Source organism: Pectobacterium nicotianae, assembly GCF_023272715.1.
Classification (GTDB): Bacteria; Pseudomonadota; Gammaproteobacteria; order Enterobacterales; family Enterobacteriaceae; genus Pectobacterium; species Pectobacterium brasiliense.
Map to the genome: position 1 here is coordinate 4,256,990 of NZ_CP096821.1, position 13,536 is coordinate 4,270,525.

The 13,536-nt window shown below is 53.0% G+C and carries 15 protein-coding genes and 1 tRNA gene; 9 read left to right on the forward strand and 7 right to left on the reverse strand.

Annotated features, from left to right (window positions below; all coding sequences use genetic code 11):
• Positions 1–374 precede the first annotated feature (374 nt).
• The 5 genes from aspA (at position 375) to MYB54_RS18925 (ending at position 6,215) form a co-directional block, all read left to right on the forward strand.
• The gene (aspA, locus tag MYB54_RS18905) at positions 375–1,814 is read left to right on the forward strand and encodes an aspartate ammonia-lyase (RefSeq protein ID WP_014914062.1); all 1,440 of its coding nucleotides are present in this window, start codon (positions 375–377) and stop codon (positions 1,812–1,814) included.
• A 319-nt stretch (positions 1,815–2,133) separates the two neighbouring features.
• Positions 2,134–3,435 (forward strand): anaerobic C4-dicarboxylate transporter, encoded by a 1,302-nt coding sequence (locus tag MYB54_RS18910; RefSeq protein ID WP_010286407.1) that lies wholly within the window; start codon positions 2,134–2,136, stop codon positions 3,433–3,435.
• Between the two features lie 131 nt (positions 3,436–3,566).
• Positions 3,567–3,899 (forward strand): divalent cation tolerance protein CutA, encoded by a 333-nt coding sequence (gene cutA, locus MYB54_RS18915; protein WP_248721202.1) that lies wholly within the window; start codon positions 3,567–3,569, stop codon positions 3,897–3,899.
• The gene (locus MYB54_RS18920) at positions 3,875–5,605 is read left to right on the forward strand and encodes a protein-disulfide reductase DsbD (RefSeq protein ID WP_248721203.1); all 1,731 of its coding nucleotides are present in this window, start codon (positions 3,875–3,877) and stop codon (positions 5,603–5,605) included. The genes cutA and MYB54_RS18920 overlap by 25 nt, the downstream gene beginning before the upstream one ends.
• Before the next feature lie 34 nt (positions 5,606–5,639).
• Positions 5,640–6,215 (forward strand): transcriptional regulator, encoded by a 576-nt coding sequence (locus MYB54_RS18925; protein WP_014914059.1) that lies wholly within the window; start codon positions 5,640–5,642, stop codon positions 6,213–6,215.
• On the opposite strand, the gene MYB54_RS18930 is transcribed toward MYB54_RS18925, so the two are convergent.
• Positions 6,212–6,802, reverse strand: a complete 591-nt coding sequence (locus tag MYB54_RS18930; protein ID WP_043901803.1) for a LysE family translocator — start codon at positions 6,800–6,802, stop codon at positions 6,212–6,214. The two genes, MYB54_RS18925 and MYB54_RS18930, sit on opposite strands and share 4 nt — an antisense overlap.
• A gap of 35 nt (positions 6,803–6,837) precedes the next feature.
• A complete protein-coding gene (locus tag MYB54_RS18935; protein WP_014914057.1) occupies positions 6,838–7,683 on the reverse strand; it encodes an AraC family transcriptional regulator in 846 nt (281 codons plus the stop codon).
• Between the two features lie 172 nt (positions 7,684–7,855).
• Between MYB54_RS18935 and MYB54_RS18940 the strand changes: the two genes are divergently transcribed.
• Positions 7,856–7,931 (forward strand) — tRNA-Phe (locus MYB54_RS18940).
• 232 nt (positions 7,932–8,163) lie between these two features.
• On the opposite strand, the gene MYB54_RS18945 is transcribed toward MYB54_RS18940, so the two are convergent.
• Both MYB54_RS18945 and MYB54_RS18950 read right to left on the reverse strand, forming a co-directional pair.
• Positions 8,164–8,373 (reverse strand): helix-turn-helix domain-containing protein, encoded by a 210-nt coding sequence (locus tag MYB54_RS18945; RefSeq protein WP_014914056.1) that lies wholly within the window; start codon positions 8,371–8,373, stop codon positions 8,164–8,166.
• Positions 8,370–8,507, reverse strand: a complete 138-nt coding sequence (locus MYB54_RS18950) for a hypothetical protein (RefSeq protein ID WP_187290706.1) — start codon at positions 8,505–8,507, stop codon at positions 8,370–8,372. The genes MYB54_RS18945 and MYB54_RS18950 overlap by 4 nt, the downstream gene beginning before the upstream one ends.
• 177 nt (positions 8,508–8,684) lie before the next feature.
• Between MYB54_RS18950 and MYB54_RS18955 the strand changes: the two genes are divergently transcribed.
• Positions 8,685–9,467 (forward strand): type IV toxin-antitoxin system AbiEi family antitoxin domain-containing protein, encoded by a 783-nt coding sequence (locus tag MYB54_RS18955; RefSeq protein ID WP_014914054.1) that lies wholly within the window; start codon positions 8,685–8,687, stop codon positions 9,465–9,467.
• Positions 9,454–10,383: a nucleotidyl transferase AbiEii/AbiGii toxin family protein gene (locus MYB54_RS18960; protein WP_014914053.1), complete on the forward strand. Its 930-nt coding sequence runs from the start codon at positions 9,454–9,456 to the stop codon at positions 10,381–10,383. The genes MYB54_RS18955 and MYB54_RS18960 overlap by 14 nt, the downstream gene beginning before the upstream one ends.
• 382 nt (positions 10,384–10,765) lie before the next feature.
• Here MYB54_RS18960 and MYB54_RS18965 read toward each other — a convergent pair whose 3' ends face one another.
• Entirely contained in the window at positions 10,766–11,668 is a 903-nt protein-coding gene (locus tag MYB54_RS18965) for a LysR family transcriptional regulator (RefSeq protein ID WP_248721204.1), read from the reverse strand.
• Between the two features lie 128 nt (positions 11,669–11,796).
• On the opposite strand from MYB54_RS18965, the gene MYB54_RS18970 reads away from it, so the two are divergent.
• Complete coding sequence (locus MYB54_RS18970; RefSeq protein WP_012773200.1) at positions 11,797–12,060, forward strand: DUF2798 domain-containing protein; 264 nt, start codon at positions 11,797–11,799, stop codon at positions 12,058–12,060.
• 81 nt (positions 12,061–12,141) lie between these two features.
• On the opposite strand, the gene phnP is transcribed toward MYB54_RS18970, so the two are convergent.
• Both phnP and phnN read right to left on the reverse strand, forming a co-directional pair.
• Positions 12,142–12,894 (reverse strand): phosphonate metabolism protein PhnP, encoded by a 753-nt coding sequence (phnP, locus tag MYB54_RS18975; protein WP_371928299.1) that lies wholly within the window; start codon positions 12,892–12,894, stop codon positions 12,142–12,144.
• A gap of 71 nt (positions 12,895–12,965) precedes the next feature.
• Positions 12,966–13,535 (reverse strand): ribose 1,5-bisphosphokinase, encoded by a 570-nt coding sequence (phnN, locus tag MYB54_RS18980; RefSeq protein WP_043901802.1) that lies wholly within the window; start codon positions 13,533–13,535, stop codon positions 12,966–12,968.
• Position 13,536 lies beyond the last annotated feature (1 nt).

The window sequence follows — 13,536 nt, forward strand, 5'->3', positions numbered from 1 at the left end:
TCCGGCACATCATGATTTACTGAAATGGGTACGGCTTTGCGCATTTTCAAGCCGCCGCCCTACGATTATTGTTCTAAAATAGTGACTCGTGACTACAGTCACAGTTCATTTACCGTCGTGGTAGAGAACGCCAGTATAGTGATCTAAACACCTGTTTTTCGCTGTCGTAACGACATATCCTCACGGCAATGGATACCTGGTTGGTCAAACATCCCGAGACTATTGCCGCGATAAGACGGTTTATCCGAGGCTACACTGTATTTTCTGAAATAGCTGTTTTTCTGAAATAACAGTTTCCCAAGATAACGCCGCCCGACACACCAGCCCACAACGTCTAGTTGCATCACTAGTCGCACAACAGGATAAGCACTCTCATGTCAGAAAACATCCGTATTGAAGAAGACCTGTTAGGCACCCGAGAAGTTCCCGCAGACGCGTATTATGGCGTTCACACGCTGCGCGCCGTCGAGAATTTCTACATCAGTAACAATAAAATCAGTGACATACCCGAGTTCGTGCGCGGTATGGTCATGGTGAAGAAAGCCGCGGCCTTGGCTAACAGAGAGCTGCAAACTATCCCGAAAAAAATCGCCGACGTCATCATCCGCGCCTGCGATGAAGTGCTGAATAACGGCAAATGCATGGATCAGTTCCCGGTCGATGTCTATCAAGGGGGCGCTGGCACGTCGGTCAATATGAATACCAACGAAGTATTAGCCAATATTGGTCTGGAGTTAATGGGCCACCAGAAAGGCGAATACCAGTATCTGAACCCCAACGATCACCTGAACAAATGCCAGTCCACCAATGACGCCTACCCCACCGGATTTCGTATCGCGGTCTACGCGTCCGTCCTGAAGCTGACGGAGGCGATAGCGAAGTTGAGCGATGGGTTCGAGCGCAAAGCCAAAGAATTTGAAGACGTGCTGAAAATGGGCCGCACCCAGTTGCAGGACGCCGTACCGATGACGCTCGGCCAGGAATTTCATGCGTTTAACGTGCTGTTGCAGGAAGAAATCAAAAATCTGCTGCGCACGTCGGAACTGCTGCTTGAGGTCAATTTGGGCGCGACCGCAATTGGTACGCGCCTGAACACGCCAGACGGCTATCAGCAACTGGCGGTGCAGCGTCTGGCGGAAGTCAGCGGTCTGCCCTGTGTGCCAGCAGAAGATTTGATCGAAGCCACGTCAGACTGCGGTGCCTATGTGATGGTACACAGTTCGCTGAAGCGTCTGGCCGTGAAGCTGTCAAAGATCTGTAATGACCTGCGTCTGCTCTCTTCCGGCCCTCGTGCAGGCCTGAATGAAATCAACCTGCCGGAGCTACAAGCGGGTTCCTCGATCATGCCCGCCAAGGTGAATCCGGTCGTGCCGGAAGTCGTCAATCAGGTGTGCTTCAAGGTCATCGGTAACGACACCTGCGTCACGATGGCGTCAGAAGCCGGGCAATTACAGCTAAACGTGATGGAGCCGGTCATCGGTCAGGCAATGTTTGAATCGACCCACATTCTGACCAACGCCTGCTACAACCTGTTGGAGAAATGCGTCAACGGCATCACCGCCAATAAGAGCGTCTGTGAAGCCTATGTCTTCAATTCCATCGGAATTGTGACGTACCTGAACCCGTTCATCGGCCACCACAACGGCGATATCGTCGGCAGAATCTGCGCGGAAACGGGGAAAAGCGTGCGTGAAGTTGTCCTGGAGCGTGGCCTGCTGACGGAAGCCGAACTGGATGACATTTTCTCCATCCAGAACCTGATGCATCCGGCGTACAAAGCCAAACGCTACACCGATGAAAACGAGCTTCCCTAACACCAACACCTAATACCAACAGGCACGTCCGTTCACGAAGAACGCCGTGCCTTTATTTTTTGCCGTCTACGGCCATAAGAATAAGTTATGTACTCTAAATAATTCGAGTTGCGTGAAGGCGGCAACCGCATGAATCCCCAGGAGCTTACACGAGTAAGTGACTGGGGTGAGTAAGGACAAATCGGCTTAGCCGATTTGAACGCCGCTTGCGGCGGCCCTTCAGGGCGAGACTCCGTGATGAGTCGAGTATTGCCAACGCACAAGCAGCTTGAAGTATGACGAGTAGATTGAATTTTTTTATTAATTAAGGAGCATAGTCATGCTTGGTCTTGAGTTACTGATCGTTCTGCTCGCCATCTATTTGGGGGCACGACTGGGAGGCATCGGCATTGGTTTCGCCGGTGGCCTGGGAGTGCTTGTTCTTACGCTGGGGTTTCAGATAAAGCCCGGCGTAATCCCTTTTGATGTCATTGAAATTATCATGGCCGTTATCGCCGCCATCGCCGCAATGCAGGTGGCGGGCGGAATGGATTATCTGGTCAGTCTGGCGGAGAAACTGCTGCGTAAACACCCGAAATACGTCACCTTTCTCGCGCCGCTGGTCACCTACTTCATGACGATTCTGGCTGGGACTGGACACACCGCGTTTTCCACCCTGCCGGTTATCGCCGAAGTCGCCAAAGAGCAGGGTATTCGCCCTTCTCGTCCGCTTTCGATTGCCGTCGTTGCCTCGCAAATCGCCATTACTGCCTCGCCGATCTCGGCGGCGGTGGTGTTTGTCGCCGGTATTCTTGAGCCGCACGGCGTCAGCTATCTGCTGCTGTTGGGCATTTGTATTCCAACCACGCTCGCCGCAATCCTGCTGACGGCAATTGTGACCAACTTCCTGGGCAAAGAGCTGAAAGACGATCCGATTTATCAGGAACGTCTGAAAAAAGGTGAAACCACGCTGCGCGGCAATAGCCAGCATGAGATCAAACCGGGCGCCAAACTTTCCGTGATGCTGTTTCTGATCGGCATCGTCGCTGTCGTGCTGTATGCCACGGCGATCAGCGGCACGGTTGGGCTGATTCAGAATCCGGTTCTGCCACGTAACGAAGCGATTGTGGTCTTTATGCTGACGATCGCCACGCTGATTTGCATCACCTGCAAAATCGACACCGCGCGCATCCTCTCTGCCAGCACGTTTAAGTCCGGCATGAGCGCCTGTATCTGCGTGATGGGCGTGGCCTGGCTGGGCGATACCTTTGTTAAAGCGCACATTTCCGATATTCAGGATACCGCTGGTGCACTGCTGCAAAGCTACCCGTGGATGCTGGCCGTCGTGCTGTTCTTCGCTGCCACGCTGCTTTACTCGCAGGCGGCAACAGCAAAAGCACTGATGCCTGCTGCGCTGCTGCTGGGCGTGTCTCCGGTCACGGCCGTGGCGTCTTTTGCTGCCGTTTCCGCGCTGTTCGTGCTACCAACTTATCCGACGCTGTTAGCCGCCGTAGAGATGGACGACACCGGCTCAACGCGCATCGGCAAGTTTGTGTTTAACCACTCCTTCCTGATTCCGGGCGTGATGGCGATTACGCTATCGGTGATATTTGGTTTCATCCTCGGCAGCATCCTGATCTAAAAATTGCCTTTCAGGCAGCACTTCGCGGATCGACTTAACTCGTCGATCCGCCGCATTCCCTTCAAACAATAAAGCAAGGTATAGTGTAGCTCTGGTTGTCTGGAATTTGTTCATCTGACACGGAGGATGTGATGTCTGACCGCCCGCTTTGCGATGCTGTCGTCATATTATGTACCGCACCTGACGACGCCTGCGCGCAACGGCTTGCCGACTCGCTGTTGGAAACGCGACTCGCCGTCTGCGTCACCCTGCTGCCCGGCGCACGTTCGCTCTACTACTGGGAAGGCAAGCTCGAACAGCAATCAGAAGTACAAATGCTGATAAAAAGCGATACCTCACATCAGCAAGCCCTGCTGACTCACCTGAAACAACAACACCCTTACGATACGCCGGAGCTGTTAGTTCTGCCGGTATCCGGGGGCGATAGCGATTATCTGACATGGCTCAACGCATCTTTACGCTGATTTTCCTGTTATGGACGGCTTTCGGCACACCGAATGTGGCCGCCTCTTCTTTCGGTCAGAAACTGTTTGGCAACAGCACGACGTCACGGTTTCTGCCGGTCGATAGTGCTTTCGCCTTTGAGTTTCAGCAGCAGGATAACCAACTCAACCTGCGCTGGGATATCCATCCCGATTACTACCTGTACCGCGCGCAAATCAAGATCGAAGGGAACGGTGCCACGCTTGGCAAGGTGGAACTGCCACAGGGTGAAAGCCATAACGACGAATTCTTCGGTCAAGTCTTTATCCTGCGGGATCGGCTGGCGCTAACGGTTCCCATTCAACAGGCCGAGAGCGGCGCGACCGTTAAAGTCACCTATCAAGGCTGCGCCGATGCTGGTTTCTGCTATCCGCCGGAAACGCGCGTTGTTCCTCTCAGTCAGGTGCTGGCTAACTCAGGCACAGACACATCGAATACCGCATCAGCCCAAACGCCACCGCCACAGACCACGCCGATGCCGTTCTCGCCGTGGTGGGCGCTGTTGATTGGTATCGGCGTCGCCTTCACACCTTGCGTCCTGCCGATGTACCCGCTGATTGCCAGTCTGGTGCTGGGCAGAAAAGAACAGCTGACGCCGCGCCGAACGCTACTGCTGTCGATGACCTACGTTCAGGGCATGGCGCTGACCTACACGCTGCTCGGGCTGGTTGTCGCCGCCGCCGGCTTACGCTTTCAGGCCGCGCTCCAGCATCCCTATATTTTGATTGGCCTGTCGGTGATGTTTGCCGCACTCGCGCTGTCCATGTTTGGCCTGTATACGCTCCAGCTCCCGTCATCGGTACAGACCCGATTGACAGAGTGGAGCAACCGTCAGCAAGGCGGCTCCGTTACTGGCGTATTCTGCATGGGCGCGCTGGCTGGGTTAATTTGTTCCCCTTGCACCACCGCGCCGCTCAGCGCCATCCTGCTTTACATCGCCCAGAGCGGCAACATGCTGGCAGGTGGCGGCACACTTTATCTCTACGCGCTTGGCATGGGTTTACCGCTCATTCTGGTCACGCTGTTCGGCAACAAACTGCTGCCGCGCAGCGGCCCGTGGATGCAGTACGTTAAGGAAGCGTTTGGTTTCATTATTCTGGCGCTCCCCGTCTTCCTGCTTGAACGCATTCTGGGCGAGACATGGGGAATGCGGCTGTGGAGTGCACTCGGCATCGCCTTCTTCGGCTGGGCGCTCATGCTGACGCTGCGCAGCAGCAAAGGCTGGATGCGTGGCGTACAGCTACTGCTGCTGGCAGGCGTGGTGATCAGCGCCAAGCCGCTGCAAGACTGGGCATTTCCTCCGGCTGGCGTGGCGCAAGCGCATACCTCAGCACTGAACTTCGCCCCTGTCGCCAATATTGCCGATCTCAACAGTGCGCTGGCAAAGAGCGCTCAGCCTGTTATGCTCGATCTTTACGCTGACTGGTGCGTTGCCTGCAAAGAGTTCGAGAAATACACGTTCAGCGACCCGGCGGTGCAAAACCATCTGTCGCGCATCACGCTGCTACAGGCGGACGTCACCGCTAACCGCGAAGAACAAAACGCGCTGCTGAAAAAGCTACAAGTTTTAGGGCTGCCGACCATCGTATTCTTTGACGCTCAGGGGAAAGAGATCCCCGGCTCGCGCGTCACCGGTTTTATGAATGCTGAACAATTTCAGGCACATTTACAGAAATTCAGCCCATAAACAACACGTTATATGTGCTTCTGGAGGAGACCTAATGCAACGGGAAGATGTTCTTGAACATGCGCTTACTCTGCTGGAGCAGCACGGCTTTGCCATGACGACGCTGGATATGCTGGCGGAGAGGCTAGGCGTTCCGGTAGAGGAACTGACGCCATTCTGGCCGGATCGCGAGGCACTGCTGTACGACGGCCTGCGCCACCATAGCCAGCAGGTCGATACCTGGCGGCGTCAGCTTCTCCTGGACGACGAGAAAAGCATCGAGCAAAAGCTGCTGGCACGCTATCAGGTACTGCACGAGTCGGTGAACAAACAGCGTTATCCGGGCTGCTTGTTTATTGCGGCGTGCAGCTTCTTCCCTGATATCAATCACCCTATCCACCAGATTGCGGAACAGCAGAAGCTGGCGTCTTACCAGTACACCCGCGATTTGCTGGAAGAGCTGGAAACCGACGATCCTGAGATGGTGGCACAGCAGATGGAATTGATTCTGGAAGGCTGCCTGAGCAACCTGCTGGTCAAGCATCAGGCCGCCAGCATCGCCACCGCGCAGCGGCTGGCAGAAGATGTCTTACGCTTTGCGCTGTGCCGCAAAAACGGCGCGTTGACCTAAGCGAGCATGCCTGCCCAGGCGGAAATGAACAGACACAGCGCCATCAGGCGCTGAAAGCGCACCATTGCAACGGTGGTGCGAAACACCCTGTTTACGGCCTTCCCCAGCCCTGCCCAGCACACCAAACAGGCCATCGAGATAATCAAAAACCACAGCGCCATTATCGAGATCTCCCGCAATGCATGCTCCCCCGCTGGGGCGAACAAACTCACGACAGCCAATGCCATCATCCACGTTTTCGGGTTAATCACCTGTAACAACGCCGCAGCACGAGCCGTAAACCGGTTGTGTGATTCGCCAGAGAGATTAGTCGCAGGTGCCCTGAATAACTGCCAGCTCATCCAGCTTAGCCACAGCACACCCGCCCAGCTCATCACCTGACGAACCACCGGATACTGACGCAGCATCTCTCCCGCGCCAGCACCGGAAATCAGGACGATAGCGCTTGCTGCCACACAGGCACCGACCACCGCAGGTAGCGTGTTTCTCACGCCATGGCGCTGGCTATTGGTTAAAATCAGGATATTTGTTGGCCCCGGCGTTATCGAGGCGACAAATGCAAACAGCAGAAACGGCATCAAACTCACAGGACACTCCTTTTTGAAGAGCCCTGACTGTGCCGCTATTTTCTGGAAACGTCTGGAAGGTTTGTGCACAACCGACGGTAATGGGCGGGCGAGATCCGATACGCCCGCTGAAACCAACGACCAAGATGGCTTTGATCGGAGAAACCTAAGGTCGCAGCCACGTCGGCAGGCTGATCGCCGCATGCCAATAACTGCCGTGCTTTCGCTAAACGCAGTTGGATCAACCAAGCGTGCGGAGCCAGATGAAATTCACGTTTAAAGCAACGTGTCAGCGTGAAGCGATCGGTGCCCGTCTCCCGCGCGAGGTCAGACAGACCGATATTTTCGCCCAGATGCGCATAAAGATAATCGCGTGCGCGATGGGCCACCGCCGTGCTTTGCAGCTGCGAGGGTAACCTTTTTCGCCAGTGACAATGTGCGGTAATCTGTGAGAGCAGGTTATCCATGGCGCTCTGCTGCACAATTTTCATTTCATCGTTGTGAAGCGTGACGAACGTGTCGCCAATCGAACGAACCAGATGTGGATCACGCGTGAGTGTTTGCGCAAAATGAAGCGAGTAATTTCTTGGCGTGGACGCATATAAGCCGTGCAGCGCATTGGTCAGCCACTGTTCATCGAGGTAGAACGTCAGATAGGTAAACCCGCCATCTACCGGCGCGTCACCGTCGTGGATTTCACCCGGTTCCAGCAAGAAAGCGTCACCCGGACGACTCCGGTGTCGCTCACGGCGACAGTGAAACTGCTGCGTACCGGAAAGCGTCACCCCCACAAGGTAGCTGTCGTGCCAGTGCGGATCGTAGGCGTGCCCTTCAAAATGCGCCTTGATCGTCTCAATTCCCGTATCTGCATGCTGACGTAGCTCAAGCCAGTCGTTCGCCATCTCGCTCCCCTCTTTTCGCTATCAGCATTACCCGTTCATAGGCATCAATTCTGGAAGATTTGTGCAAAATCGACGCCTACCCGATCAGATTGCCGTAAAGTTAAGCAGTTGAACAGCTTTTCCCTAAATAGGGTTGACGATCATACGGGATTAAGGTTTAATGCGCCCCGTTGCCCGGATAGCTCAGTCGGTAGAGCAGAGGATTGAAAATCCTCGTGTCCTTGGTTCGATTCCGAGTCCGGGCACCACTAATTCTTAACCCTCGCCTTTGGCGGGGGTTTTTCGTTTATGGCGTGTGGACTCTTCATCGAACACCGTTCGATTATTCGTCGCAAGCGACTCACCCTTTCAGGGCCAGCGCGACAAGCACGCTGTTCAACGCCTCCGGCGTTTGTCCGAGTCCGGGCACCACTAATTTAAAGAAACCAGCCTAACGGCTGGTTTTTTGCTTATGGGGATTGGGTTCTGAAGTGGGTTCGGCTATGTGTTATAGCGTGACGGCCATACTTGTTCAGGTGATGAACCTAACGTTTCCGCAATCAGCCGTTCCCCTTTGGGCCAGTGCCTTTTCAGCGCATTTGCCAGCGTGGAAGACGCTAACCCAGCGTTACGCGAAACCGCCGCCAGCGATGTTCCCCGCTTTTTCAGCGCCGCAATAATATCGGCGGGATGCCAGTCTTGTTGATTCATTCGGCCACCTCATCAATAAACTTCACGCCGTCCGCAGTACGAACCCAGCGCGGTGCTTTCAGCCCTACGGCAAAATGGCGAACCAGTTCCCCCAACAGCACGGTCAACGTCCGCGCCATATTTTGCGGTAACACGTAGCCCACCATCAGTTGAGCTGAGGGTACCCGTTACCATCCAAGGTTTATATTTTTAATAATATGTCGATTTAAAGGCGACATATCATGAAATAATTAAACTCAATCTTGTTATGCAGAACGGATGAACCTAAGATAGTTTAATAATTTTCAAAATTGTCTATTCAGAGGCGACATTTGACAAATTATCTAAACTGGCTGATGCAAAACACCCTGCCCGGTCAGGTGTTGCTACAGTCATGGCTTACCCGCAACGGCATAGACCGTAAGCTCTCTTACGTCTATGTCCAAAACGGTTGGCTCAGGCGGATCGCTCATGGCGTTTACTGCCGGACGGGTCGTGAACCAGACTGGGTGGATGCGGTTTACTGCCTGCAAACTCAATGGGAAAAACCTGTGCGGGTAGCAGGGCTGACCAGCCTTGCGCTACAGGGCTATTCCCATTATACCGAACTGGGCAAACCTCAAATTTGGCTCACGCTCCCGGCTTATATAAAGCTACCGGGATGGTTCACCGCCTTTAAACCATCCGCCACCTTTGTCGTGCTCTATACATCAGGCCTGTCAGTTGATGTGATGCCATTCACGACAGAACTGAGAATCGGCGATCGGCGGCTGACTGGCAGCGTGCCAGAACTTGCCGCATACGAAATCGCCAGCGGCGTTCCCGCACAAATATCGTTTGAGCATGCAGATGCATTGTTTCAGGGGCTAAACCTTCTCAGCCCGCGTAAATTACAGGCGCTACTCTCAGCCAGCCATTCGGTAAAAACCAACCGGGTGATGCTCTACCTTGCCCAGCGCAATGGACATCCTTATTTTCAGTATCTCGATAAAAGTGGTATAGAAACAGGCGCTGGAAAGCGGCAAATTATCCCCGGCGGCTGGCTGGAACCGGATTACCAGATCACTGTTCCCAGGGAGTTTAAATCGGAAGGAGTCGAAGATGGATCAGCGTGATATTTATGCCCGACAGGTCAAGCTGTTAATGACCTCCCTGCCGTATGTGGCGAAGGAGCCCTGCTTCGCGCTGAAAGGCGGCACAGCAATTAATTTATTTGTGCAGGATTTTCCTCGTCTATCGGTAGATATCGATCTGGTTTATCAAACCTTCATAGATCGTGATACCGATCTAATCGGTATTGACGATGCATTGATGCGTATTACGGAATCGCTGAACGGCAGACAGGGGATCACTGCGATCCAGCAGGAGAATAAAGCCGATGAAAAACGCATCATCGTTAATACCGCTGATGCGCAGATAAAGATTGAAGTCAGCCCAGTCTGGCGTGGGCTGCTGTTGCCCCCAGCAGAAATGCCGGTATGTGAGCAAGTGGAAATGGAATACGGCTTCACCACCATGAGCGTTGTCTCTCTGGCAGATCTTTACGGCGGTAAAATCTGCGCTGCGCTTGACCGCCAGCATCCGCGCGATCTATTTGATGTACTGAATATGCTGGAAAAACCGTGCATGACGCGTGAGATTTTTGATGGTTTTCTTTGCTATCTGGCAGGACATCCTCGCCCTATTGCCGAACTGCTGGCACCGAATTGGGACACATCGCGGATCGCCACACTATACGCACAGGAATTTTCAGGTATGACGCAGCAGGAAACCTCACTGGAATCGCTGTTATCAGTAGCGACTCTACTGCCGCAGGCGTTGAAATCTCATTTTACCGCTCAGGACCGGCAATTCTTACTCAGCTATAAGCAAAACAACCCTGACTGGTCGCTGTATCGCTATCCTGATATTCAACATCTTCCCGCCATTCGCTGGAAACAGCGTAATTTATCGGCTTTACATGCTAAAAATCCGGCCAAATTTAGCGCGGCAGTAGGTAAGCTTGAGAAGGTTCTGGAACAACATTTTTAGCCTGGACTCAGAAGCTTAAAGAGATTGAATTGAGCCATGATGTTTAGTTATCTCAACTGACGCCTAGAAACATCTCAAAAAACAATAAAAAATATCAGTTAAATCAATATATTTATCACAATGATTTCGATGCATTATCTCGAAACACCCGTTCCAAAATGTAGATTGTTAGCCCCGCTATACGTGGAGTTACGAGCGTTATGTGTGGAACTACCCCACACATAACGACACTACAGGCCGCTAAAACACCATTTTCTTGTGAAAAAACCAATAATTAACAGTAAGTATAACCCCGAATCCAGCACCACTAATTCAAAGAAACCAGCCTAGCACTGAGCCTACATTTAACGGTATTTACGCAGAAAATCGCTGCGCCATCGCCTTAAATCTCAGCTTCTAAAAACGCAATAAATGCCCTTACCTTTGAATTCAGTGCCGAACGTTCATTGACACAGGCATAAATATTCATCGGTAAAGACTCTACGTGGTTACCGTTACTGCGGTCTGAGCAGAACAAAGGCGTGAGTTGACCACTGTCTATCAACGGTTGGGCAACAAAGCTTGCCAAACGGGTAACACCGCCTCCGTTTTCTGCTATTTTTGCAATAATATCAATATCATCACTGATGAATTTGGGGTTGAGCTTCACGTTAACAGGTTGCCCATTGACCATAAATGTCCAGGGAAGAAAACGCCCATCTGTGGGATAGCGGAAAACCAGACAGGCGTGCTGGCTGAGTTCTTCGGGAGTCTGAGGGGTACCCGCACGATCCAGATAGGCCTGGGCCGCGCAGAAGATAAATGGCAGCGATGCGATTTTTCTGGCAATCAGTTGATCGTTTAGCTGTGCCTCGATGCGGATACTGACGTCAACGCCTTCCAACCGATGGTTGACGTTGCGATCGGTACTAATCAGTTCGATATCAATATCGGGGAAAGATTCTTTGAAAGCAGGCATCAGTGGAGCGATAACGTACCGACCAAACGCGGCAGTCGTCGCGATGCAAAGCGGACCTTGCAGTTTGGTTTCACTCGCAGCAGCCTGCGAGGCGAGCTCAATGTCATGTGGAATATGACGTACTTTCTCGAAATAACGTTTACCGTTTTCGGTTAATGTCATGCTACGAGTGGTGCGCGATATCAGGCGCACGCCCAAATGTGTCTCAAGCCGGGAAAGGCTCTGGCTTACCGCCGCCGGGCTCATACCTTTAGCTCGTGCCGCAGCGGCAATGCTGCCGTTCTCCACCACACGGATAAAATTGCTAATCAGCCCTAACACATCCATATTATCCCCAACGCTTGATTCGTTACTTTTATTTAATAATGATTAAAGCATAACGGCTCTACTGCCGTCTTGGTTAGCTTGATAGGTTAGCAGCCGTTTCACTCACCGTTGTTAACCAGGATAACTTGATGACTAATGCTGTTGCTAAAAATACCCCGCGATTCCGCTTACCGAAGCACACTTTACCCTACGTATTTGCTCTTTATATGGCGACCATCATGGCATTTCTGATGTGTCTGGTCATCATTCTGGCCGAATTTGGAATGGGGCCACATTACATGGAAAATGTGATGAATGCCTATCAGGTTGCCATGCCAGCCGCTTTTGTTTGCATACTGATTGTCCGTCCTATTGTTACACGGTTGGTAGGATTGACTGTTCACGGTCACTGAGTCATTTAATACGCTATTGCGTTCTCCCACATTAAGGCTTGCGAGTCCGCTCACAAGCCTCGCCCGACGATCCCCCCAACCCTACAACCCCAACACCAGCCCGTCATACGCCGCCTGAACGTTCTCAGGCAGCAGCGTTTGCGTTTGGAGCCAGCGATCCAGTTCGTGGCCGATGTGGGTCAGGTACAGCTGTTTGGGGTTTAGCTGAGTAAAAATTTCCAGCGCATGGGTGATGTCATTGTGGTTACGTGGTGGCGTCGTTTGGGGAGGGTGGCTGCAGTCGACAATCGCATAGTCCAGCGTGTGGACGGAGAGAAATTGAGCGGTTTCGGGCGGTAGGCCGATGGTGTCGGTCAGGTAGGCCAGCGTCTGCGTCGGTGTCTGGATGAGGTAACCGTAGGTTAATTTGGAATGGATTAGGGGAACTGGCGTGAACCTGATGCCGTCCAGTTCGAAGGGCTGGAAAGGTATCAGAGGCGGCTGAAAATGCAGAATCCCAGGGTGCTTAAAGAGATCGTCGCAGCCCGCTTCATCCGGGGGGCCAAAGACCGGAATGGGATCGCCATAGCCCCAGCGCAGGGGAAATAATCCCTGAACGTGATCCATGTGATAGTGGGTCAACAAAATATGCCGGATCGGATAGGGAAGCAGATACGGCGCGAGTTCGGGCAATCCGGCATCAATCAGGATGATCCGGTTTTGTGTTGTGATTGCCGCGCTACAGGCACGACGCCGTTTTTTTTCATCGCGTTGCGCCTGCTGACAAATCTCACATTCGCAGCCAAAGGCGGGAACCTGCTGTGCGCCGCCAGTTCCCAGAAAGTGAAAAACAATCCCGTCACTATTTGCTGCCATATTTGCTGCCATCGGTTTTCTCCTGCTCTCCGGTGCGTTTGCCACTCGGCCTATCGTTCGCTGCGCGTCTCACAAGCGCAGTCGAACGGCAGCAGCGACCGAAAGGTGGATAAGGTGCGTTGCAGATCGCCGTCGTTATTCAATAAAACACAATCGTTTGCTAAGCGGCTTTGTTCTTCTTCCGCCCGCTGCAAACGCGTGGCAATTTGCTGTTCACTTTCCCGTCCTCTGGCGCGTAGCCGCTCTCGCAGTGCCGATGTCGAGACAGTCAAACATATCGGAAACAGCGTGTTGCCATAGCGTTCACGCGCCTGAGTCAGGTAAGCCCGCGAGCCATTCACGATGACGTCATTCCCCCGCTGTAGCCAGTCATCAATCTCTATCCCGATACCATAATGGCACTGATGCGCCTGCCAATAGAGCGCGAAGAGACCAAGCTGCTGACGGTTCGCGAATTCCTCTGGGGTCAGCGCAATATGGTTCTCTCCCTGAATTTCAGCGGGACGGGTAATGTACCGGTGCGCCACCAGCAGTCGGGGCAGCGCCAGTTGACGAATCGCCCGCAGCAGGCTGTCTTTGCCTGCGCCGGAAGGCCCAATGAGGTAGATGAGTTTCGGCATG

Excerpts from the sequence above, each read along its gene's own strand:
- aspA (WP_014914062.1), top strand. The coding sequence starts at position 375 with ATGTCAGAAAACATCCGTATTGAAGAAGACCTGTTAGGCACCCGAGAA.
- MYB54_RS18910 (WP_010286407.1), top strand. The coding sequence starts at position 2,134 with ATGCTTGGTCTTGAGTTACTGATCGTTCTGCTCGCCATCTATTTGGGG.
- cutA (WP_248721202.1), top strand. The coding sequence starts at position 3,567 with ATGTCTGACCGCCCGCTTTGCGATGCTGTCGTCATATTATGTACCGCA.
- MYB54_RS18920 (WP_248721203.1), top strand. The coding sequence starts at position 3,875 with ATGGCTCAACGCATCTTTACGCTGATTTTCCTGTTATGGACGGCTTTC.
- MYB54_RS18925 (WP_014914059.1), top strand. The coding sequence starts at position 5,640 with ATGCAACGGGAAGATGTTCTTGAACATGCGCTTACTCTGCTGGAGCAG.
- MYB54_RS18935 (WP_014914057.1), bottom strand. The coding sequence starts at position 7,683 with ATGGCGAACGACTGGCTTGAGCTACGTCAGCATGCAGATACGGGAATT.
- MYB54_RS18945 (WP_014914056.1), bottom strand. The coding sequence starts at position 8,373 with ATGAATCAACAAGACTGGCATCCCGCCGATATTATTGCGGCGCTGAAA.
- MYB54_RS18960 (WP_014914053.1), top strand. The coding sequence starts at position 9,454 with ATGGATCAGCGTGATATTTATGCCCGACAGGTCAAGCTGTTAATGACC.
- MYB54_RS18965 (WP_248721204.1), bottom strand. The coding sequence starts at position 11,668 with ATGGATGTGTTAGGGCTGATTAGCAATTTTATCCGTGTGGTGGAGAAC.
- MYB54_RS18970 (WP_012773200.1), top strand. The coding sequence starts at position 11,797 with ATGACTAATGCTGTTGCTAAAAATACCCCGCGATTCCGCTTACCGAAG.
- phnN (WP_043901802.1), bottom strand. The coding sequence starts at position 13,535 with ATGCCGAAACTCATCTACCTCATTGGGCCTTCCGGCGCAGGCAAAGAC.